Origin of the sequence: Flammeovirga agarivorans, from assembly GCF_012641475.1 — a bacterium.
Classification (GTDB): domain Bacteria; phylum Bacteroidota; class Bacteroidia; order Cytophagales; family Flammeovirgaceae; genus Flammeovirga; species Flammeovirga agarivorans.
Genome location: NZ_JABAIL010000001.1, coordinates 443928 through 468130 on the forward strand (window position 1 = coordinate 443928; position 24203 = coordinate 468130).

The 24203-nt window shown below is 34.8% G+C and carries 13 protein-coding genes; 9 read left to right on the forward strand and 4 right to left on the reverse strand.

Annotated features, from left to right (window positions below; translation table 11 throughout):
• Positions 1-153 precede the first annotated feature (153 nt).
• Both HGP29_RS01890 and HGP29_RS01895 read right to left on the reverse strand, forming a co-directional pair.
• On the reverse strand, positions 154-1377 hold the full coding sequence (locus HGP29_RS01890; protein ID WP_168880617.1) for a uracil-xanthine permease family protein: 1224 nt from the start codon (positions 1375-1377) through the stop codon (positions 154-156).
• A 197-nt stretch (positions 1378-1574) separates the two neighbouring features.
• Entirely contained in the window at positions 1575-2846 is a 1272-nt protein-coding gene (locus tag HGP29_RS01895) for a metallophosphoesterase (protein ID WP_235958247.1), read from the reverse strand.
• Between the two features lie 451 nt (positions 2847-3297).
• Here HGP29_RS01895 and HGP29_RS01900 point away from each other — a divergent pair, with 451 nt between their 5' ends.
• The 7 genes from HGP29_RS01900 (at position 3298) to HGP29_RS01930 (ending at position 18072) form a co-directional block, all read left to right on the forward strand.
• Positions 3298-6255, forward strand: a complete 2958-nt coding sequence (locus tag HGP29_RS01900) for a SusC/RagA family TonB-linked outer membrane protein (RefSeq protein WP_168880618.1) — start codon at positions 3298-3300, stop codon at positions 6253-6255.
• Between the two features lie 98 nt (positions 6256-6353).
• A complete protein-coding gene (locus HGP29_RS01905; RefSeq protein ID WP_168880619.1) occupies positions 6354-7823 on the forward strand; it encodes a RagB/SusD family nutrient uptake outer membrane protein in 1470 nt (489 codons plus the stop codon).
• 228 nt (positions 7824-8051) lie between these two features.
• Complete coding sequence (locus HGP29_RS01910; RefSeq protein WP_211093172.1) at positions 8052-8975, forward strand: PKD domain-containing protein; 924 nt, start codon at positions 8052-8054, stop codon at positions 8973-8975.
• Positions 8976-9042: 67 nt separating this feature from the next.
• The gene (locus HGP29_RS01915; RefSeq protein ID WP_168880621.1) at positions 9043-11352 is read left to right on the forward strand and encodes a T9SS type A sorting domain-containing protein; all 2310 of its coding nucleotides are present in this window, start codon (positions 9043-9045) and stop codon (positions 11350-11352) included.
• 193 nt (positions 11353-11545) lie between these two features.
• Positions 11546-14116: a beta-mannosidase gene (locus tag HGP29_RS01920; protein ID WP_168880622.1), complete on the forward strand. Its 2571-nt coding sequence runs from the start codon at positions 11546-11548 to the stop codon at positions 14114-14116.
• Between the two features lie 96 nt (positions 14117-14212).
• Positions 14213-15187, forward strand: coding sequence for an aldose 1-epimerase family protein (locus tag HGP29_RS01925; protein ID WP_168880623.1), 975 nt, complete (start codon positions 14213-14215; stop codon positions 15185-15187).
• A 38-nt stretch (positions 15188-15225) separates the two neighbouring features.
• Positions 15226-18072 carry a galactose-binding domain-containing protein gene (locus HGP29_RS01930; protein WP_168880624.1) on the forward strand — a complete coding sequence of 949 codons (2847 nt, stop codon included), beginning with the start codon at positions 15226-15228 and terminating at the stop codon, positions 18070-18072.
• Positions 18073-18139: 67 nt separating this feature from the next.
• Here HGP29_RS01930 and HGP29_RS01935 read toward each other — a convergent pair whose 3' ends face one another.
• Together HGP29_RS01935 and HGP29_RS01940 are read right to left on the reverse strand one after the other, a co-directional pair.
• Positions 18140-19690: a DUF6377 domain-containing protein gene (locus tag HGP29_RS01935; RefSeq protein WP_211093173.1), complete on the reverse strand. Its 1551-nt coding sequence runs from the start codon at positions 19688-19690 to the stop codon at positions 18140-18142.
• A gap of 199 nt (positions 19691-19889) precedes the next feature.
• Complete coding sequence (locus HGP29_RS01940; RefSeq protein WP_168880626.1) at positions 19890-20951, reverse strand: metal-dependent hydrolase; 1062 nt, start codon at positions 20949-20951, stop codon at positions 19890-19892.
• 219 nt (positions 20952-21170) lie between these two features.
• Here HGP29_RS01940 and HGP29_RS01945 point away from each other — a divergent pair, with 219 nt between their 5' ends.
• Both HGP29_RS01945 and HGP29_RS01950 read left to right on the forward strand, forming a co-directional pair.
• A complete protein-coding gene (locus HGP29_RS01945) occupies positions 21171-21377 on the forward strand; it encodes a hypothetical protein (protein WP_168880627.1) in 207 nt (68 codons plus the stop codon).
• 315 nt (positions 21378-21692) lie between these two features.
• Complete coding sequence (locus HGP29_RS01950; RefSeq protein WP_168880628.1) at positions 21693-24176, forward strand: TonB-dependent receptor family protein; 2484 nt, start codon at positions 21693-21695, stop codon at positions 24174-24176.
• The last annotated feature ends 27 nt before the right edge of the window (positions 24177-24203 follow it).

The window sequence follows — 24203 nt, forward strand, 5'->3', positions numbered from 1 at the left end:
AATAGCAGAAATAATAGTAACTAATTATTTTTCATGTAGTTATATAAGAAATGTGATAAAAAAATCCTCAATTATTTCAATATGTAATAATTGAGGATTTCATTTTTTGCTAACTTCTAAAAACTAGGGGAGTTGATTGAAAATAGCTTCTAATTAAATATCTTTTGGTAGGACTTTATTTAATACAACACCGACTAAAGCAGCAATAGTTAAACCCGATACTGTGATACTATTGTAGACTGCAACTTCCTTAATACCAATGCCTAGTACAAATATCAATGCGGCAATGATTAAGTTTCTAGAGTGATTGAAATCTAGTTTTGCAGAAATTAGGGTACGTACACCCACTGCGGCTATCATACCAAATAATATAATTGAGATACCACCCATTACAGGTACAGGTATTGTTTGAAGTATAGCACCTACTTTACCAATTAAGCTTAGTAAAATTGCGAATACGGCAGCAATACGTATTACTGAAGGGTCATAAACTTTAGTGACTGCAAGTACGCCAGTATTTTCACCGTATGTAGTGTTAGCAGGACCTCCGATGAGACCAGCAAAGATGGTTGCCAATCCATCTCCTAACATAGTTTTATGAATACCAGGTTTCTTTAAAAAGTTTTTTCCAACAACAGCACCATTCGTTGTAATATCACCAATGTGTTCTATAAATACTACCAATGCAATTGGGGCAATAGCGAAGAAGCCTGACGTAGTAAAGTGAGGTATTGTTAAGACCTGATCTACTACTTCACCAGAGAAGCCAAACCAATGAGCTTCTTTTACTGCAGTAAAATCTACTAATCCCATAAAAGCGGCAGTAATATAGCCTACAACTACAGAGATAAGAATAGGCATCATTCTGAAAAATGAATGTTGTACCATAGACGAAATGACCATGGTTGTAATGACCACAAGTGCAATGATTAAACTAGAGTTATCAAAGGCACCATCATTATAACCTGCCATTTCTAAAGCTATGGGGCTTAGTCTTAAACCAATCACCATAATAGTAGGGCCTATAACAATAGGAGGGAAATAGGACTGTACTACTTTTACTCCAAATTTTTTAATGACGAAGGACATGATCACATATACAAGTCCGGCACCAATGATTCCGGCTTTAACTTCTGCGAGCCCTTCTTGTTTTAATACTAAACCAATAGCACCAATAAAAGCGAAAGAAGATCCCAAGAATACAGGGACAATTTTGTTAGTAACTTGATGGAAGATTAAAGTACCACACCCAGCTGCAAATAATGCGATTAATGGGTTTAAACCAGTAAGAAAAGGAACCAACACTGTTGCACCGAACATGGCTAGTACATGTTGAATACCCAAAAGATATTTCGTTTTGCCTGTTATTTTATCCATTTGATTGAGCTTTATGAAAATCGTACAAATCTATATCATTCCATCGCTACATTAAATGTCCAAAGTCAATATGTTGTAAATTGTTATGATATTTTTTTGTCAATAGCGGTAATGTTCAGCACAATAAAAAAGCACAATAATTAATTGAAATTATTGTGCTTTAATGTATATAACATCCTTTCTACAGGATACAATTCTTAAGCGTTTTGTTGTTTTGATGTCAAAATGATTTCAGTAATTTCTGGGTCCATACCGATACGACCAGCATATGCATGGTAACCAAACCCTCTGTTTACATACAACTTTTGTTTTCCTTTTTCGTATAAACCAGCCCATCTAGGATATTTATATTGAACAGGACTCCATTTTATACCAGGTATTTCAATACCGAATTGCATACCATGTGTATGTCCTGCAAGCATTAAGTCCATGTCTTTATGATTTAAAACTTCAGCATCCCAATGTGATGGATCATGAGAAAGTAATACTTTAAATGGAACATTTTCTAACCCTTGATTGGCTCTATTAATATCACCTAATTGAGGGAATGGTTTTAAGCCCCAGTTTTCAACTCCTACAATAGCGATTTTTTCACCATCTTTTTCTAATACTCTATTTTCGTTCAAAAGTAAATCAAAGCCTATATCTCTATTGGCTTGTTTTACATTATCAAGGTTTTGTTTTTTCTCTTCTCTAGAATTCCATTGTACATAATCTCCGTAATCGTGGTTACCAAGAATAGAATACATACCATGTTTCGCCTTTAGATTTTTGAAAACATCAATCCAACCCTCTGTTTCGGAAGCAAAGTTGTTCACTAAGTCACCAGTAAAGACAATAACATCTGGTTTTCTACTATTAATAAGTTCAACTGCTTTCGCAACAGATTCATGTCCTTTAGGAAAACTCCCAATATGTATGTCAGAAATTTGAATAATTTTTAGACCTTCAAAAGCTGCAGGTAGATTGTCAAAACCTAATGTTTTTCTAATTACTCTAAAGTTGTACCTACCTTTTGTAAAGCCATAGGCAAATGCCCCCAGTGGTACAGTAGCTAAACCAGCTCCAACTAAAGTTAAGAATTTGGCCCTACTCATTCCATCACCAGCAAAGTTGGTTTTGGAACCGAAAACATTATGGTACACTTTAGATGCTAAGTAAGTAATATCATCTGCTCCATGAAAAATATTGAAAACCAATTTTGTCATAAATGCCATTAAGATAAAGGCATTAATAGAGAAAATAATATTAGTGTATTCAGGAGCTCTAAACTTATCTGCATTTAGTGCTAGCCAGCCTACTGCGAAGTAAACGAGAAAATTGAAAAACCAGAATCCTCCAATGGATAATTGACGATAAATGGGTTTAATATTTTCAGTAATTAATTTAATGCCTTTGAAGGCGTATAGGTCAATAGCTAAAATTATGGAAATAAAGATCCCCATAAATATTAATACTCGACTATTCATTCTTTATAGTTGGTTAATTTGACATTTATCTTGTTTAAACAACTTTTATACTAAAGAAATATAACTGACAAATTGTCTGAATAGTTTTCCAATAAAGTAGAATATGAAAATTCTATCTTTATCATTTATCAAAGTCGCACAATTTATATTGATCACTATACCTAATTGATGAATTTGTGAGATGCCCCTCTTTTTCTTATCTGAAATTAACACAAAATCCCTTTTTTTTGAATGATAGTGATACACAGTGCATCCACTTTTTACTGAAATTGAAATTTAAGTAAATTGTTTGTAATCAGTGTGTTGTGCTGTTTTTGGTTCCACATATATCCACTTTTTTATTTTATAAGTGTAAAATTGATATTTAATCTATCTACATTTGAATCAGTTAATGACCGGTTTAAAATAAATAACAGAAGATCTTTTTTAACTATATGATTTAATATAAACTATGTTAGATTTTAAAATACCAAAAATAGTAGTGGGCATTTTATTAAGCTCTCTATTATTACTCTTTAATCAGACAATATATGCTCAACAATCTTCTCTATCTGGTAAAGTATCTGATAAAGAAGGGAATCCTATTCCAGGAGTAAGTATTATAATAAAGGGTACTAACAATGGAGTAATTACAGACTTTGACGGAGAATACAAAATAATGAACTATAAGCCTGGTGACATATTAGTTTATAGTTATGTAGGTATGCAAACGTTGGAAGAAAGTATAAACTCAAGAACAAGAATTGAAGTAGAATTATTGGAAGACTTAGTTCAACTAGAAGAACTCATTGTAGTAGGCTATGGTGCACAAGATAAAAAAGACATTACAGGTGCTGTCGGAATGGCAACAAGCGAAGATTTTGTAGATCGTCCAAATTCTCAAATTGGTAGTTTATTACAAGGGAAAGTAGCAGGTGTTCAAATTGCATCGTCATCTGGTAGTCCTTCTCAACAATTAAGTTTAAGGATTAGAGGAACTAACTCTTTTACGGGTAGTAGTGAACCGTTATATGTAATTGACGGAGTGCCAACCGCAGACACAAAGTCATTAAATCCTTCGGATATTGAAAGTATTACGGTATTAAAAGATGCCGCATCTGCTGCTATTTATGGTGCCCAAGGTGGTAATGGAGTTGTATTAATCACCACAAAACAAGGAACGACTTCTGAAACAAGAGTGACATTAGATGCTTATGCAGGTATGTCTCAGGTATGGAGAAAGTTAGATGTATTGGATGGTGCTCAATATAGAGACTTAATGACCGAGATGGGGTATACTACAGATTGGAGTCAGTATAATGAAAATACCAATTGGCAAGATGAAATATTTCAGGATGGAGTCACTCAAAACTATCAGTTAGGGGTTTCAGGAAAGAATGGAGGAACTACTTACTACATGTCTGGAGGTTGGACTAGTATTGTAGGAGCAGTAAGAAGTTCTGAAATGCAAAGAGCCAATGTAAAAGTAAATCTAGATCAAGAAATATATAATTGGTTGAAAATTGGAACTCGATTGAATTATTCAGATTACAATGATGTATCTGTAAACGATAATTCTTCTAGTGACAGAGGAGGAGTTTTACTTGGTGCATTAAACACACCATCTGTGATAGGTATTTATAATCCTGATGGAACTTTTACAAGTAACCCTTTTCAGAATTGGGAAAACCCAATAGCAAGTACTGATGGTACAGATAGAAATTATAACAAACAACGTTTTTTAGGTAATGCCTATGTAGAAGTAAAAATACTCAATGATTTAAAGTTTAGAAGTAATCTAGGCATAGAACAAAGTACAGGGAAATTTGAATCTTTCTTGGATCCATATAGAACAAGTTATGGTAGAGCTATTCAAGGTGAAGGAAATAGCAACATAGATCAATATAAATATCAAATTTTTGATAACCTTCTTACTTACAATAAGTCAATCAATAAGCATAATATTGAAGCGATGGTAGGCCATGTTTATCAGAAATTCTTGTGGAGTGAAAATAGAGTAACAACAAGAAACTTTGCAAGTGATAGAATAAAAACGGCGAATGGAGGATCTGAATTGGTAGAAGCGACAGCATTCGCTACAGAAAAAGCAAACCTTTCTTATATCAGTAGATTAAACTATGCTTTTGATGATAAATATCTATTAACTGCCAATTTTAGAGCAGATGGTTCTAGTGTCTTTGGTCCAAATAACCGTTGGGGGTACTTTCCTTCTGTATCTGTAGGTTGGAGGATAAGTGAAGAGGCCTTTTTACAAGAATCTGAAAAAATCAGCAACTTAAAATTGAGAATGGGCTGGGGTGTTGTTGGTAACGATAACGTTGGATCGTATGCGTACTTGGGCCGAGTAGGGTCAGGTGCAAATTATGTGATTGGCAACCAATTGTTACCTGGTACTTATCCTTCTACTATTGAAAATAAGGATTTGCAATGGGAACAATCAGAACAAAAGAACATAGGTTTAGACTTAGGGTTGTTTGAAGGAAGAGTGGAGTTGAATGTTGATGCTTATATCAAGAATACAAACCAATTGCTTATCGATGCACCACTTCCAACATCTTCAGGTTTTGAAAGTGCTATACAAAACCTTGGTGAGTTAGAAAATAAGGGTATGGAGTTTAACTTGACTACGGTTAATATCAATAAAAAAGGATGGGATTGGAGAACAAATTTCAATATATCATTCAATAGAAATAAAGTAGTAAGTCTTGAAGGAGGTGATAAATTTGGAGGTTATATCCATGATAGAGATAATGCTGGATTAGCAAGAGAAGGATATCCTTTGGGAACATTATTTGGTTATGTATTCGATAAAGTAGACCCAGTAACTGGTAATGCAATGTACTTAACTAAAGATGGAGAAAGTACAGATAATCCATCAACGGAAGACCGAACAATTATTGGCGATGCAAATCCTGACTTCTTCTATGGGATGACTAATACAGTTACATACAAAGGATTTAGCTTAACTGTATTCTTACAAGGAGCACAAGGAAAAGAGATGCTGAATGCTACTCGAATTGACTCTGAAAGTATGAATTCTCCAAGGAATCAATTGGCTATTGTTGAAAATAGATGGAAAAAACCAGGTGATTTTACAAACATACCTGCTTTTGAGAGAAACGGAGGAACAAATAATTCAAGAGTATCTACAAGATTTATTGAAGATGGTTCATATTTAAGACTTAAGACACTATCACTGGCCTACAGTTTCCCAACTTTAGAAAACAGTAAATATGTGAAAGGGATGAAACTATATGTAACCGGTGAAAACCTGTTTACAATTACAGATTATAGTGGTTTTGATCCAGAAGTAAATACTTATGGAGGAAGTAATCTTGCAATGGGTATTGATTATGGTACTTACCCTCAAACAAGAACTATTTTGGTAGGTCTAAACCTTACACTTTAGTGATATTAAAAAGAACTTTCAAGTCATTTTTTAACGTTGAGAAGTGCTCCACTTTTATCAAAATAGATGAAGCTTCTTCAATTAAATAAAAATCAAATATGAAAAATACATTAATAGGATTACTACTGATATTAGGGCTCACCCAATGCCATAGTTTGATAGATTTAGACCCTATTTCAGAAGAAACTCGAGATACAGCCTACGTAAAAGGGACTCAACTAGAAGCAGCATTAGTAGGTCTTTACAGCACATTTGCAAGCTCAGAATATTATATCTGGGATAAAATGAATATGCAAGATATGAGAGCTGATAATCACTATGCAGGAGGAGATACTCCAGACCTTTTTGCTATTGATGCCTTAAATATTACACCAACAAATAGCAGGTTATTTGAAATTTGGAAAAACTTGTATGATGCAATTTCAAAAGCAAATAATTTAATAGAAAAAGCAGAACAGTTGGATGACCCTTCATTCTCAGAAGAACGTCTTTCACAAATTTCAGGAGAAGCTTATTTTCTTAGAGCATATCACTATTATAACCTGGTGAATATGTTTGGTGGAGTACCGTTAGTCACTGAATTTACCACTTCTGTAGATAACGAGAAGTTACAAGTAAAAAGAGCTACCGTAGAAGAAGTCTATGCTCAGATAATAAAAGATTTAGAAGTTGCAATATCATTACTTCCGGATAGTTTTGGTAATGATAATAGTGTAAATAAAGCAAGAGCAACTTCAGGGGCAGCAAATGCAATGTTGGCTAAGGCTTATCTCCAAATGCCATCTCCGAATTATCAAAAGGCATTAGTATACATTAAGGCTGTAGAAGAAAGTACTGCAAATTATCAGCTAATTGATTACGGACATTTATTTGATGGAACACACCAAAATAATGCTGAATCCATTTTAGAAATACAGTTTATGGGACCTAATGCTGGTAGTTTTGGCCCTCAATTACTATTACCACCATCAATTTCTGGAGATACTTGGAGAAAGTTTTTAACACCTTCTCATGACTTAATTAATGCTTACAATGCAGAAAATGATAATGTAAGATTAAATGCTTCGGTATTGTTTGAAGCTGTAGATTGGTCTGATGAATATTGGGGAAATACTTCAGGAACTTCGATTCCATTCTCTTACAAATGGAAAAATGCTTCTGGTTGGCAAAGTTCTGACAATACTTACTTGTTACGATTTGCTGATATTGTATTATTAAAAGCGGAGGCATTAGCACACACAGGGTCATTAGTAGAAGCGGCAAATGAAGTGGATAAAATCCGAAGAAGAGTTGGACTTCAAGGGTTGACTAGTGATAAAAAATCTGATAAAGAATCTTTATTGCAGGCAATTTTAGATGAAAGACGATTAGAACTTGCTGCTGAAGGACACCGATGGGATGATTTGGTAAGATTTGGAAAAGTGGTTTCTACTATGAACAATTTAGTTGAAATAGATTTAAGAACAGGTGAAGCAGTAAACTATAATATGACAGAGAATAAGATTCTGCTTCCAATTCCTCAGCAAGAAATTGATCGAAATCCTAACTTGGATCAAAACCCAATGTAGACGGCAACCAATAGAAAAATTAATCAATCCTTTTTTTAAAAACTAAAGAGCTTTTACAAACGGGATAGGTGAATACTATGGAGTGAGTTGATTACACTGATACACAATTTAATTTTCTTTTTTCTTTCAAAAAGAGACTTGAAGCATACACCCTAATGATTAGAAAGTTGCTATCAAAGAATTAAAATTTTCATAGGGCAAACAACAACTAAAATAAAAATGAAGACAATGAATTATTTTGTAAAAATTAGTGCATATGCACTTTTATTAGGAGCACTTTCATGTTCATCAGATGATACTGAAATGGAAGGACCAATGCCAGTGGCAAACTTCACATATGAAATATCTGAAGAAAATGACGGAACTGTAACCTTTACATCAAGTAGTGAAAACAAAGTAACTAGTGTTTGGGATTTTGGTGATGGTTCTGATATATCTCAAGAAGATCACCCCATCCACACTTATTTAGAAACAGGTACTTATGAGGTTTCTTTAACAGCTATCGGGGAAACTTCATCAGATATTATGGTGAAACAAGTCGATGTTGTTATTGAAGAAGACAATGGTGGTTTTGGTGATAACTTGGTAACATCTGGCGATATGACCGATGAAACTGCTTGGACACTAAGACAAGTATGGGCAGATGAAGGAAATGAAATATTACATGAATTTATAGATGAAACTTTTGTATTTGATATCCCTGAAGGTAATGAGTACTCATCTTCTTTCTTTTACCAAAAAGTAAGTGGTTTGGAAGCAGGAAAAACTTATCAGTTTAATGCTCATGTAAAAAGTTCTGGAACAAGTTCTGTTTGGTTTGAAGTACACTTTGGAAATGAAGACCCTGAGTCTGGAGCTTATGAAGGTGGTGCAAGAGTGTATATGTCAAGTTTTGGAGGAGAAGGTTCTACTTGTAGTGTTGATGCTTTTGATGGAGATATTAATGCCATTTCTCAAAATGGCTGTGCTAATCCAGATGAAAGCGAAAAACTAATTAATGCTGATGGTACATTTACTTTAACAGCTGAAGAGTTAACAGAAGACGGCTCAATTTACCTAGTATTTAAAGTAGGTTCAGGTTGGGGAACTGTTAACTTTGGTGATGAAGGAATAGCATTGGATGAAGTAAGTATCAAAGAGGTACTTGACTAAACAATATAGTTAAAAGAAACTTGCCCAACTCGTTACTGAGTTGGGCAAAAACTAAAATTTAAATTAAATGCGTTTCGTACTTATTATTGTAGGCTTATTCTTGTCGTTAGCTCCAAAAGTACAAGCTCAACAGGAAGAGTTATTTTCAGATCAATTCACTTCTTTAGGAGAAGGTTGGAAACCTTTGTCTTTAAGTGGAGCCTCTGGAGAATTTAAGGTAGAGAATAACTTACTAAAAGCCACTCCAGAGAATAACAATGGTATCTATGGAACATACTATCAAACACAATCTTTCGATGGCCACTTTTATGTTGATGTGGAAATTGTTGAAGATCAATCTGTAGGTTTAGTACTTCTTAGCGACAAAGAAGGTGCTCCAGATACAGATAATTATACGATGATGTATGTGACGACAGACGATGAAGGTCGTTCTGTAATAGAGATAAATGATAAACAAAACGGACAAGCGAATGTATTAGACAATACCAACAAAGTAAATAAATCGCGTTATAAACAAACGCTTACAGGAATTACTTATTCTGTACCATTTACTTCTACAGCTAAAAAACTTAGAATTATACGACATGCTTCTGAGCGTTTCTTTCATTTCTACTACGCAGTAGCAAAAGAAATTGAGGGAGAAACAGCAGAAAATTGGATGGAATTGTCGCCATCAAAAGAATGGTTATCTGCTGATGCTCATTACTATGTGGGATTAGTAGGTATTGAAGGAGAAGGTCAATTTGATAAAGTAACAGTAACTAAAACGCCACTAAATGATCGCAGTGATGTTAACACTGGATTTAAAGCCACTTGGAGAGATTACAATTGGTCGGGTTATTTTGGAGATGCTTTGGTCATCACATTTGGAGATGATTTCGAAGAATCTGCAAACGATAGAAAGTTCGTTTTCTGGGAACAATTAAATTACATTCCAGCATGGCACCTAAACAACGAAACTCAATATTCTTACGAGTTTGTAGAAACTTGGGGTGGTGGTTCTGAAGGATGTTTTGAACCTATGTCAGATCGATTATTACGCTACTCTAAAGTAGAATTGATTGAAGATAATGAAGTGAGAAAAGTGGTGCATTGGCACTATGTTTTAATGGATCCAGATTATAATTATCCCGATTATCAAAATGGTCCTGATATGCCGGAAGTGGACGAATATTATACCATTTATGCAGATGGATCTATCATTAGAGAAATTCAATATACGCCTAAGTTAGATACCAATTTTAGAAATTGGCATGAGTTAACTGAACCTATGGTGATTGCAGGAAATAACAATTGGCCAAAAGACCTATTGGAAAATCCAGCATTAACTACCTACACCATTTTTGATGATAAAAAGACAACCTACTCCTTAAGAGGAAATACCTATTTTAGTCATGATAACCCATTGGGACCAATGGTTTTGGTAGGACACATTAAGAATGCACCAGATGTATTTAGTACATTTTCTGATGATACCACTGTTCCAGAAACATACTCAGGTTATCAGTTAGATTATAAAATTGATTGGCACAACTTGAACCTCAATTTCGCCCATTGGCCTATTAATAAAGAACCGTACAGAGAGCCGCATAAATCTTGGGCCGATTGGAAAGAACAGATCGCTCATACCTCTTTGATTGGAATGGGTGTATATGGAGGTACTGATTGGAATGATAACTATCTAGAAAGAGAAAATGGTAGAAAGTATAGAAAGTGGTCGATGTTGGGAGGTCTTCTTCCAAAGAATTCTGTTGAAAAAGGAAAAGATTTAACCAATTCTTGGTTGTACTCAGGCTATGTGATATTGGCCAATGATTCAAGTAGATACATTGGCTATGAAAGAGACGATAAAACCTTTGAGTTTACCGCTCTAGAAGAGAAAGCAGCCGCTTATTTTGATTTATCGCCTGATAAAAAATTGATTAACCCAGTATTTAAAATCAACAATTGGAAAGATCAAAAGGTGTACATCAATTTGGATGGTAAGAATGTAGATGCTCCTGAATTTTTGGTGGAACACCAAGGTGGTGTATTATATATTTTATTGAAAAAAGAGATCAATGCTAAAACTAGCATCAGTATTTCAAGCAATAAAATTGAAGAAGTAGAACCACCATTAAGTTCTGATGATATCGATCTAGGATTTAATATTCAAGTATATCCTAACCCAGTTTCAGGAGATTTTTTTAGAATAGACGTTAGTGAAGAAAATGACTTTGAACTCAAATTGATGGATGCAAATGGGAAAGTGATTTTGCAAGACATAATGAGTTCTACAAGCAAAAAAGTCAGTACTGTTGGTTTGACAAAAGGCGTCTACATTCTGAAAATGAAAACAGATAAAATATTTATCACCAAAAGAATACTAGTACTATAATAGGTTGTATTCCTAAGTGTAAAGTGATGGTGAAGAGGAGTTGAAATAGGGCTCATGACAACTTCTCTTCCCGAGCTAGTTCACGAAAGTGAACCTGGAAGAAAACACCCTAAACGATAGTATAAATAATAAGTATGCACCGATTTTTTTTAAAAAAATAATTAGTGTAATACAATCAAAAGAGATTTCGATTATGAAAGCAAAATTCAATTTATTTTTCTCCATAATGATTTTATGGGGCTGTCATCTTACATCCGCAGATACGGTAGAGAAGATATTTTTACATCAAAATTGGGAATTTAAGCAGCAAGGGAAAACCGATTGGTATCCAGCTAAAGTACCTGGTTGTGTGCATTCAGATTTAATTGCCAATGAGTTGATCAAGGATCCTTTCCATAGAGTAAATGAGAAAGAAATTCAGTGGATAGGAGAGAAAGATTGGGAATATAAATCAACTTTTAAGGTAGATCAAAAAGTATTAGATAAAGACAATGTTACCCTAAACTTTAAAGGGTTAGATACCTATGCAGATGTCTATTTAAACGATATCAAAATCCTTTCAGCAGACAACATGCACAGAGAGTGGAAAAAGGATTGTAAGTCTGTATTGAAAGCAGGAGAGAATACATTGCGTATTCATTTCAAATCCGTTTTTAAAGAAAAAATGGAGGACTATTTAAATGCTCCATTTAAACTTCAAGCATGGCCGAACAACGATCAGAATTCGGAAATTTGGTTGAGTTTATATGCAAGAAAAGCGGGTTTTCACTTTGGATGGGACTGGGGGCCACGTTTAATTACTTCGGGTATTTGGCGTCCAGTATACTTAGAAGTTTGGAACGATGTGAAGTTGGAAAGTGTACAAATTATTCAAGAAAACGTATCGAAAAAGTCAGCTGATATTACGTCTATTTTCGAAGTGGAATCAACAAAAGATAATGCAACGGCAACGTTAGAGATTTCTTCGGAAGCTTTCTCAACAGTAAAGAAACAAGTGACATTAAAAGCGGGTATCAACAAGATTCCTGTGAGCTTGAAAATGAAAAACCCTAAGCTTTGGTGGTCGAACGGATTGGGTGATCCTAACTTATATACTTTCGATTATAAAGTGACTTCTGGAAATAGTATCGATACAAAATCAATTACTACGGGTATCCGATCGATTCGAGTTTTGAGAGAAAAAGAGGAAGACGGACAAAGCTTTACTGTAGAGTTAAATGGTGTTCCTGTATTTATGAAAGGAGCCAACTATATTCCTTTACATAATTTCCAAGATCAGGTAACAGAGGATAAATATCAGTATTACATTCAACAAGCAAAAGTATCGAACATGAACATGATTCGTGTTTGGGGTGGAGGTATTTACGAAGAAGATATTTTCTATGATTTATGTGATCAGAATGGACTTTTAGTATGGCAAGACATCATGTTTGCTTGTGGAATGTTCCCAAGAGATGAAGAATATTTGGCAAATGTAACCGAAGAAGTAAAAGACAATGTAAAGCGTTTAAGAAATCACCCAAGTATTGCACTTTGGAACGGTAACAACGAAAACGAAATCTCTTGGTACGGATGGGGTTGGAAAGATAAATACACAGAGGAAGAGCAAAAAATCTATGTAGCCAGCTTAGAAAACCTTTTCTATAAAGTGATTCCAGAGGCGATTAATAGTATGGATGAAACACGTTATTATCATCCAACATCACCGAACACGGGATATAATGATATTTCTGAAAACTTTGGTGATGTACACTTATGGGATACGAAAGGTGACGCTCCATTAACTATTTACGATGAGGTGGTTGGTCGATTCATGTCAGAATACGGTTTCCAATCTTATCCAGAAATGGAATCCATCAAAAAATTTACTGATGATTGGGAGAGAAATAAAACATCTGAAACAATGTTTGCACACAATAGAGCAAGACAAGATCAGACGAGAGACCCTAACTTCGGTAACCAAGCGATCGAGCGTAAAATGGGAACGTATTATGGTATTCCAGAAGACTTCGAAAACTATGTATACCGCACTCAGATACTTCATGCAAAAGCCACTAAAATAGCGATCGAAGCACATCGTAGAAACATGCCTAACTGTATGGGTACATTGTATTGGCAGTTGAACGATTGCTGGCCAGCGGTATCTTGGGCAACTATCGATTTCTATGGAAAATGGAAAGCACCTCAATACATGGTTAGAGATGTTTACGAAAACACTATCGCTCCAGTCATTGTAGAGAAAGACCAACTAAGAGTGTACATCGTTACCGATGAGCTGAAAGAACAAAAAGCACAGTTAATCGTAAGAATGCAAACTTTAGCAGGTAAAGAATTGATGAAGGAGAAATCGTCGATTACTATTGCAGCTAACACTAGCCAAGTGTATTTCGAAAAGAAAGTAGAAGAGCTTCTTAAAGGTGTAGATAAAAACAACGTAGTTCTTGATGTATCTGTGATGAACGGTGCAAAAGAATTAGCCAAGAATATTTTCCACTTTGCTCCAGAAAAAGATTTGAAATTACAATCGGGTGTAGTGAAGAGCGAAATCAAACAAGCAAAAGACAAAACAATCATTACCCTTACAGCAAGCAGCTATACAAAAAATGTATTCTTATCCTCACCAGGTGTAGATGGTCACTTTAGCAATAACTACTTTGATATTCTTCCTGGAGAAACAGTAGAAGTAGAGTTTACTGGAGCTGATAAAGCACCAAAAGGAATTTCTATAAAATCATTTGCAGATTTTACAGACGTAGTTAACTAACCTACTAAGTGCCGAGGCCTTCACAGCAGGTCTCGGCTTTCTTACTTTTCATCATCGCCAGCTTTCCCCACATCAACAATATAAATACAAATTGATATGAAAATAATTATTACTTCCCTATTGCTTTTGAGCATCCTCTTTGGTTGTGAAACTACAAAGACTTCCAACGATACTACCTCTATTTTTCAAGATACGCTACAATTAAAAAACGATTTTCTAACGGTTAAAGTCAAAACCTTTGGAGCTGAATTGATTTCGATTCAATCCAATCAAGACCAACAAGAATATTTATGGCAGGGCGATACAATTTCATGGCAAGATCACGCTATTGTCCAATTTCCTATTGTCTGCAATGTAAAAGATGATAAGTATACTTTTGAAGGAAAGGAATACGAAATAATGTCTCACGGTTTCGGAAGAGTAAGTCAGTATACAGTTGATATCCTTTCGGATACCTCTGTAATCTTAAGCATACAAAGTGATGAAAACACCAAGAAAATGTATCCTTTCGATTTTACCTATGCCGTATCCTATACTTTGATAAACAATAAGGTAAATGTGAGTTTTGATATCAAAAACTCCGGGTCGAAAGAGATGTTTTACTCTTCGGGGTATCACCCTGGGTTTAATTGTCCGTTAGATGACAATGCAACTTTCTCCGATTATCAATTATCATTCGAAAAAGAAGAAACCATAGAGAGCCTCACTTTAGAAAAAGGAATGGTGACCTCTCAAAAAAGACCTTTTTTAAACGCTAATTCTAATTTTGCCCTTACTAAAAAAGCATTCGAGCAAGATGTGTTTATTCTAGAAAAGCCATCTTCGAAAACAGTATCTATCAATAAAATTAACGCTACAGAGCAAGATAAATCGGTAGTACTCACTTTTGGTGATGTGCCTTATTTAGGTATTTGGTCGCCTTCAAACGAGAGTCCGTTTGTCTGCATTGAACCTTGGTTTGGCTTGCCAGACGATGAAGGTGATCGCGTAGATTTTAACGAGAAAAAAGCAATACGACACTTACAGCCAAATGATAAATTTCAATGGGACTTTGCTATGGAGTTCCGTTAACAGCTACTTAAATCTTTTATAAATTAAAAACACGTGAAATGAAAAAACTTACTTTTTTAGTGTTCTGTCTATTGGGATGGAATACTTTATTTGCACAGGTAATGATTGATGAAAAGTTTAATAACCTGAGCAGTAATTGGAAGGCGGTGAATCTTTCTGGAGGAGGAAGTCACCAAGTTTCTAACGGACAATTAACGATTACTCCGAACAACAACTCTTGGTACGGAGTGTACAACAATCAAGCACTTTCGGGACACTTCTATATTGAAGTGGAATTTACAGCCGACGATAATGTTGGCTTAGCACTCTTCAAAAAAAATGGAAATAATGCAGATGTATCCAACTACTCGATGATTACCGTCGAGAACAATAGCGGTACGCCTGTTGTACAAATTCGAGATAAACAAAACGGACAATCGGATGTCTTAGACAATACAGGTTGGGCCGATAAAAACTTGAGATACAAAAACACTTTGAATGCACAAACACACTCGGTACCTTTTACAAGCACCAACAAAAAGTTTAGAATCTTCCGACATGAAGGAGAGAAGTTTATTCACTTTTTCTACGAAGTAAAGAAGAACGTAGATGGACAGGAAGCTGTTGGTTGGCAAGAATTGGCACCATCGAAAGAATGGAATCAGTTAAGCGGCGAATTCTATTTGGGTTTAGTGGCATTAGGTGGATCTGCCACTTTCGATAATGCCTATGCAACCACAAAACCTAAAGTCGATAAAGACGATACCAATACAGGTTTTAGTGCACAAAGAAGAGAGTTAAATTGGTCGGGATATTTTGGAGAAGCATTAGTGGTAACTTTCGATAAGAATGATGCACCACTAACAGATGGTAAAAGAAAGTTTGTCTTCTGGAGTGAACTTAATTATGTGCCTTCATGGTATTTAGACGACAGTTTGATGTACACTTACGAGTTTGTAGAAACTTGGGGTGGAGGAAATCCGGGTTGTCACGAACCGATGTCGGATAGAATTTTACGCTATTCGAATGTTACCTTAGATTATGATGGAGCCGATTACAAAATTGTACATTGGGAATATGCGTTAATCGATCCAGATTATAAATCACCAGACGATGGGCAGGGTGCACAAATTCCATGGGTAGATGAATGGTATAAAATCTATCCTGATGGTACCATTTTGAGAAAAATTAGGTACAAAGCGAAGTTGGATACCAACTTCAGAAATTGGCATGAGTTGACAGAATTTATCGTTATTTCTGGTCATACCACAGATCCATCAGAACATTTGAGTAATCCAAGCTTATCCATTTGGCCTATCAATGGAAATAGTCAGTCTTACCACCCAACAGGTCATGGAAACAACTATGAACAATCGAATAATGATGCTACGTTAATTGGCATCCATTTTAAAGATCATCCAGATGTGGTTAGTGCTTTTAACGACAATGCTTCTAATCCGGAAACTTATGCAGGAGAGGGGATCACTTTCTATAAAACATGGCACGATGCCTACTACCATATGTCGCATTGGCCAGTAAATAAGGAGCAATACTATACTGATGATTTTAAATCTCAGACGACTTGGAAAGAGCAAGTGAAACACGCATCATTAGGTGGAGCAGGTGTTTATGGCGGGTCAAACTGGAATAACAATTATCAGATTGATACAGATGGAAGAAAATATAGAGAATGGATTTCCTATTTATCATTAAGTACAAAAGGTGATTTCGCCTCTAAAAAAGCCGATATCGAAGCATGGTTAACTGATACTTGGAATTGGGATCCGACGGGAACAACACCAGAACCTCCAGTCGATCCAACGCCTCCTCCAACAGAAACAACTAACGTAGCCTTAAATAAAAATGTGGTGACAAGCAGTGTTTCTCAAGGAAATCAAGGCAGCAATGCGGTTGATGGTGATGGAAACACACGTTGGGAATCGAATCATTCCGATAATCAGTGGCTATATGTTGATTTAGGACAGACGTATTCCGTAAGCAGTGTAGAAATTGATTGGGAAGCGGCTTATTCTTCTTCTTATAAAATTGAGGTATCGAACAACGCCAATAATTGGACAGAAGTATACAGTACCTCATCTGCAAATGGAGGAACTGATGTGATTAACTTTACACCAACGAATGCACAATATGTTCGTTTATACGGTCAACAAAGAGCAACGAATTGGGGACATTCCCTCTATGAATTTAGAGTGATGGGAGAAGTGCCATCAGTGGTAGAACCTGTAGAATTAGCCTACAATAAAAGCGTTACTACATCGAGTGTTTCTCAAGGAAATCAAGGCAGTAATGCGGTTGATGGTGATGGAAACACACGTTGGGAATCGAATCATTCCGATAATGAGTGGTTGTATGTCGATTTGGGAGCATCTTACGATTTAAGTAAAGTAGAAATCGATTGGGAAGCTGCCTATTCTTCTTCTTATAAAATCGAATTATCCAATGATGCAAGCAATTGGACAGAAGTGTATAGTACCTCTTCTGGAAACGGTGGATCAGAACAAATTACAATATCAGGAAGTGGTCGATATGTTCGTTTATACGGACAACAAAGAGCCACAGGCTGGGGACATTCTTTGTATGAAATTAGAGTCTATGGAAATCCACTTTCAAACACAAGAACGATTCCTCATCAGGTTACAGGTGAACCAGTGTTTAAAGTTTTCCCTAACCCAGCTTCTACTCATTTAACGATAAAAACATCCCTTCATGAAGCATCTCAAAAAATAGCAAAGTTAATCAACTTCCAAGGAGCTTTAGTTGCACAAATGCCTATTGAAATGGAAATAACTGAACTAGATGTGAATGATATTCCTGATGGAGTATATATTCTATTAATTGAGCGAAATGGTGAAATAGAAAGTAGACAGAAGATAATAATAAAATAGCTGTGTGATATATATTCTTTGGCGTAAGTGTCAAAAGGCTATCTCTTTTTTTGAGATAGCCTTTCTTTTATTTAAAAGTTCCGATTTCTTTCACATCTTCTTCAAAATTGTCTCTTATTTCTTTAGCATTATTCTTCACTTTCGCTCTATAATTATAGATGGTATTTACAGAGTAACGAAGCAAATGGGCAATCTTAGAACTATCAGTAATACCTATGCGGATCAAGGCAAAAATTCGAAGTTCTGTATTCAACATTTGTCCTTTTTTAAGGGTGATTTGTGCATCATCTTTAAGGAGGCTATTGAATTCCTCAACAAACTCAGGATAGATATCCAAGAAGGCCTTATCAAATATAGAATAGAATTTATTGATCTCGATTTCTATATGTTCGTCGTTTTTAGAAATGTTCAATAGTTCCTGATGTTTCTTAGCGACTACTAAACTTTTTACCTTCAATCGATAATCATTTAGCTTGTCGATAAACTCAGAATAGATCTTGATAAAGTTACCGATATAAGCCTCCTTCACACTATTTGATTCTGAAATACGATTGTAGGAATTTTTTAGTTGTAACATCGTATTTTCTAACTGATCGTTTACCTCTTTTAATTGGGAATTGATATCTGTTAGTTCATTTCTTGCCTTGGCAATATTTTGTTTCTGACGGAACAAAGAAATCAAACTCAAGGCCAATATTATTGCAAGGATAGTGATGATCCCCATCACAAGGTATAAGCTCTTTTGCTGTTCTGTTTTCTTTAATTGAAATGCTTCTAGTATTAATGAAAACAACTTGGTTATTTCTGTAGATCTTACTTTTGAATTAAAGAAAATTGCATCTTCAAATGAAAATTTAATGTATTCATAGGCTTCATCTACCTTTTGTTCGTAATAGATAATTTTAGCCAATTTTGTTAGAGATATATTATCTTTTCTAGCGGCTTTAATATCAGAAATAGCCGAAATAATCAGGTATTTTTTCTCCTTTTCTCTCATTCTTGCCATTTCATAGATTAAGGCCCTTTGAAAAGTGACATATGAGAATTTTTCTGTTCCCATCTCGGCATCAGCCAAACGTACAGAATTAACAGCTAACGATTCTTTATATTTTTTCTGATCGAGTAATTCCCATTCTTTCGAGTAAAGGTATTCATCAGTTTGTTTTTCCAATAAGGCTATCAAAGAGTCAGTATAAAGCTTGTATTCATAGGCATAAGCTTTTCGAGCATCATAGGTAAATGAAAAGTAGTCCAAATCAGAATATACTTTTCGGTAGCAGTTATAATATAGTTTAAGTAGTTCTTTGTTTAATTCAGAAGAATTAATTTTTAATAATAAATCCTCTGATTGTTTATAATGTCCAGAAGACGCTAAACTATATGCCAGCTGTAGCCTTGTCTCGTTTATAAGAAGTTGATTATTAAGTGCTTTTGCAACTTTCTTATTATGTTCAATATACCTAAGTGTAGAATCAAAAGAATAGGCGGAGTATTCTTTAATGATTTTTTTATTGATTTGATAAAGTTGTTCATTCGAAAGATCACTTTCTTGTTTTAACTGCTTTAACTCATTGATCTTATTTTTTCTGATGTTGTCGTAATATTCCCTTTTTTGCATGTTTTGTTCTAAAACAACAAGTAAGGAATCAATTTCTTTTTGATCAGCAAGAATGGTGAATGGTAAAAAAAATAATGATAGTAGTATTAATAGTATCTTATTTAAATATTTCATCTATTATCTAAAAAATGAGATGTACATCTCTATGTATAATTCAAAAAGTATCATTTCTAATTAGATCAAAGATAACGTATTCTTATTATTTGACCGCTGAATCCCTATACTTTACACCATAAACTCTACTGAAATATTGCTTAAAGTAGTCCAATCCTTCAATTTTTTTATAACTCTTTTGTGTGAATTGTTGTACATACTGACCAGGACGATGAGGATCTTCGGTTAAATTCATTTGATAAACAAACACAATTTTTCCTTCGCCTTTGCCTTTCCATCCATCAAAACTACCAAAACGTAAATCGTTAATATTATATGTAGTATCATCTATTTTTTCTACAGTATAATACCCTTTAGTCACATAAAGAAGATCTTTTAGCTTTGGAGTTAACTCTATATTATTTAAGAGATCATGGTGTTTGGGAGAGGAGCTAAAAGTTACCTCTTCATCGTTATCAAAAACGGAATAGAACCCTGTATAATATTCATCTTCTGAGTTTACACTGGCAGACCATAGCCAAATATTCATCGGAGTGGTTTTTACAATCATGTCACTATATTGAATATTTTCTTCTTGTAATGCTTGTGTAAAAACATTCTTCGCTTTGTGTTGCATGACAAAACCTAATGCTAAATACGAAGTGCTAATGATTAAGCCGGCATAATTCAATTGTCTTCTGATTTTACTTCTTTTAGGTTTACATAATGACCATATCAGAAGTATCATAAAAGGCAATGTGTAATGTGGATCTACAACAAATACAGAATAAGTGGCAAAACCATAAGATGAAAATGGATATAAAAGTTGTGTGCCCCAAGTAGTACATGTATCCAACATAGAGTGAGTTAGAAACCCTAAGAAAAATAACAAAGTCCAGTCTTTGAAAGTATCTTGATCTTTACCATAAATTCTATGCAGTAAATAGCCAAAAAGAGGGGAAGCCAGGAAACAGAAAAGTAATGAGTGGGTGATACTTCTATGGAAAGTAAGTTCCCCGACGGTATCTAAAAAAGGATTAGCCAGAACATCTAAATCTGGGATGGTGCCTGCTATTGCTCCAAAAATACTTGCCCTAATTCCAATTTTTTTTCCTAGTACTGCTTCGCCAACCGATGCCCCTAATACTACTTGTGTTAGTGAGTCCATTTACACTTGTTAAACATTATTAAATTAAAGTCCTGATTTTCACATATAAAAAGATAACATGATGTACTTTTTTTATGCTCAAAATTTAGGAGGAATATTTGTTTTGCTAACGCTGTTGTTAGTTAAGTAAATTTTTTAAATAATCAATTTTCTTTTTCAATCATACTTAGTTCTTACTAGCAACTTAAATCAATTTTCAATCTAACTAATGCTATTATTATGAAATTTAGTCAATTCATCATCGCGACAATCTTTACTATCAGTGCAGTATCATGTGCACAAGAAGCCAAAAAAGAAGAAGTAAAAGAAGTAGAAACAGAGGTAGAGGTAGTTGAAGTGAAAGAAGAAGTTGTTGTTGAAAACGATTCTGCTGCAGTGGTTGCAGAAGAAGTAGTCGTTGAAACAGAGGAAGTAAAATCTGAGTAATTATCATTACTAATAATCAAATGATAACACATCAAGTATTTTTTAATTTAAGGTTTATATAAGGGATACATACTTGATGTTGCTCAATGAAGAGAAGTCAGTAATCGACTTCTCTTTTTTTGTTTTTTATAATGTGTGTGGTGTTAATCGAAGAACCAATTGATGTAAATGGAGGAAAAATCGCCGTTGGTTGAATAAATCCGAACTTTTATTGAATTTATTTTTTCTAAAGCTTTGAAAGGTAAATCTTTGCAGTAGAAAACATAACTTTCACGACCTAATTTATTTATAAAGCGCCTTATTCTATCAAGAGCAATGAAACTGAAGATATTAATCACATTATTAATCTTACCAACCCTAGTATTTTCACAAAGACCCGATGGTGGTAAAAATGGAAAAAATGGGCAACGTCCTAAAATTGGAACTGTTACCGGTAAAATTTCAGATGCAGATACTCAAGATAATCTTGAATTTGTAACTGTTGCACTCTACGCTGTTAGAGACACTTCATTTATTACTGGAGCATCGTCCGATCAACAAGGTCGCTTTAAAGTGAGTGAGGTACCTGCAGGTAAAATGTTTGCAAAGATCTCTTTTATAGGGTATGATGAATACATTTCAGAACCCTTTATCATAAAACCTGATCAAAAGGATAAGTTTCTTGGGAATATCACTTTACAATCTTCTGCTAAAAGTTTAGACGAAGTAACAGTAACAGCAGAGAGAGATGTAATGGAGTTAGGTATTGATAGAAAAACATTTAATGTGAGTCAGGACCTTAATTCGGTAGGAGGTTCTATGACTGATGCCTTAAAAAATATTCCTTCAATAGATGTAGATTCTGAAGGAACATTAAGCCTTAGAGGTAGCGAAAATGTGACTATTTTTATTGATGGTAAACCTTCAAACTTAACCAGTTCTTCTGATGCTGATATATTGGATCAAATTCCGGCGAGTTCTATTGAAAGAGTTGAAGTGATTACCAATCCATCTGCAAAGTATGATCCTGAAGGCACAAGTGGTATTATCAATATTATTTTAAAGAAAGATAGAAAAGGAGGAATTAATGGTAATGTTTCAGCTAGTGTCGGTAACAATAATAAATATAATCTTTCTGCAGGTGTGAATGCCAGAGTGAGTAAAGTAAATGTTTACGCAAATTATTCAGGCAGATACCAAGAGCGCTATGTAGATAAAACACAACATCAGAATAATCTTGATGCTAACGGTAATATCACTGACTATAACAATCAGACATCACATAGAGATGACCAGAGGTATTCTCACTTATTTAAAGGGGGAATAGATTACGATATCAATGATTACAATAATGTATACTTTTCTGCTACTTATAATACAGGATATAATAACAAAAATGAGCAGTTGAATTTGGATTATTTTAATGCTGATGGTTCGGTAATAGATAAAGTATATAGAGTCAACGAAACCAATAGAAATTCTGAAAATCAAGAATATAATTTTGGGTACCGAAAGACCTTTGTTAACCCAGGTCAAAGCTTGGATATCTCCGGACAATATTCTGATGGTTTAAGAACTACAGATGGTTTTTATACAGAGTATGATAACACAAATGGGTTAGTCTCTGACCCTATGTTTGAGCAACGCAATAATAGCCCTGAAAGAAATAAAATCTACTTAGGACAAATTGATTATGTACAACCTATTGGAGAGAAAGGAACGCTAGAAACGGGTTGGAGATCAACAGGAAGAGATATTGAAACAGACTTCTTTTCTGAAAGTATGAATGGTGGAATGTGGACTCCTGATGATTCCTTGAACAATAATTTTAACTACAGCGAACAAGTACATGCGTTGTATGTAATGTATCGACATGACTTTGGTAATTGGGGATTACAAGGTGGTTTAAGAGCGGAACAGGCGTATACAACATCTCAACTTGAAGATAATGCAGTAACTGAAGCACAGACAGTTCATAACGACTATTTTGCTTTATATCCGACATTACATATCGCTTATAAATTCTCTGATATGCGTGAAGCATCTATTGGTTATAGCCGTAGAGTAAATCGTCCAAGGGGTAGAACATTAAATCCATTTCCCGATTACTCAAACCCACAATCACTGAGACAAGGTAACCCTTATCTACAGCCAGAATTTATTGATGCATTAGAAGCTACTTACCAGCATGGTTGGGAAAATATTACACTTACGGGTAGTCTTTATTATAGATATACACATGATGCCATTCAGAGAGTACAGTCTGCTAGACCAGATGGTGTGATGGTCATGACTTGGGATAATGTGGATAACTCACAAAGTTATGGAGCAGAAGCGATTGCCACATACAATATGACAAGTTGGTGGAAGTTTACAGGTAGTGCCAATGTTTATAATCTTATTATTTCTGGTGATGCCGGAGATTTAGATCTATCCAATCAAGCTTGGGCAATGACAGGTAAATTGATGTCATCAACTAATTTAACCAAGACGCTATCTTTACAAGTAACAGGAAGATTTAGCTCGAAAAGAGCAACAGCACAAGGATATATTGCTCCGATGGGAGGAGTAGATATGGCTGTTTCTCAAAAATTATTTAAAGGCAAGGGTACTTTACAAGCGAGGGTGACCGATGTATTCAATACTTATAAATTCAACGTTTACAGCGAAGGTATCGGATTTAATTCAGATATGACTTACGATTGGGAATCGAGAGTAGGCTATCTAACTTTCTCTTATAGATTTGGTCAGGCAGCGAAGAAGCCAAAGAAAAAGGGGAAAAGCTCAAGTTCAGAAGACTCCATGGATATGATGGATTAATCTTACCAATGGATCAAAACAAAAAAA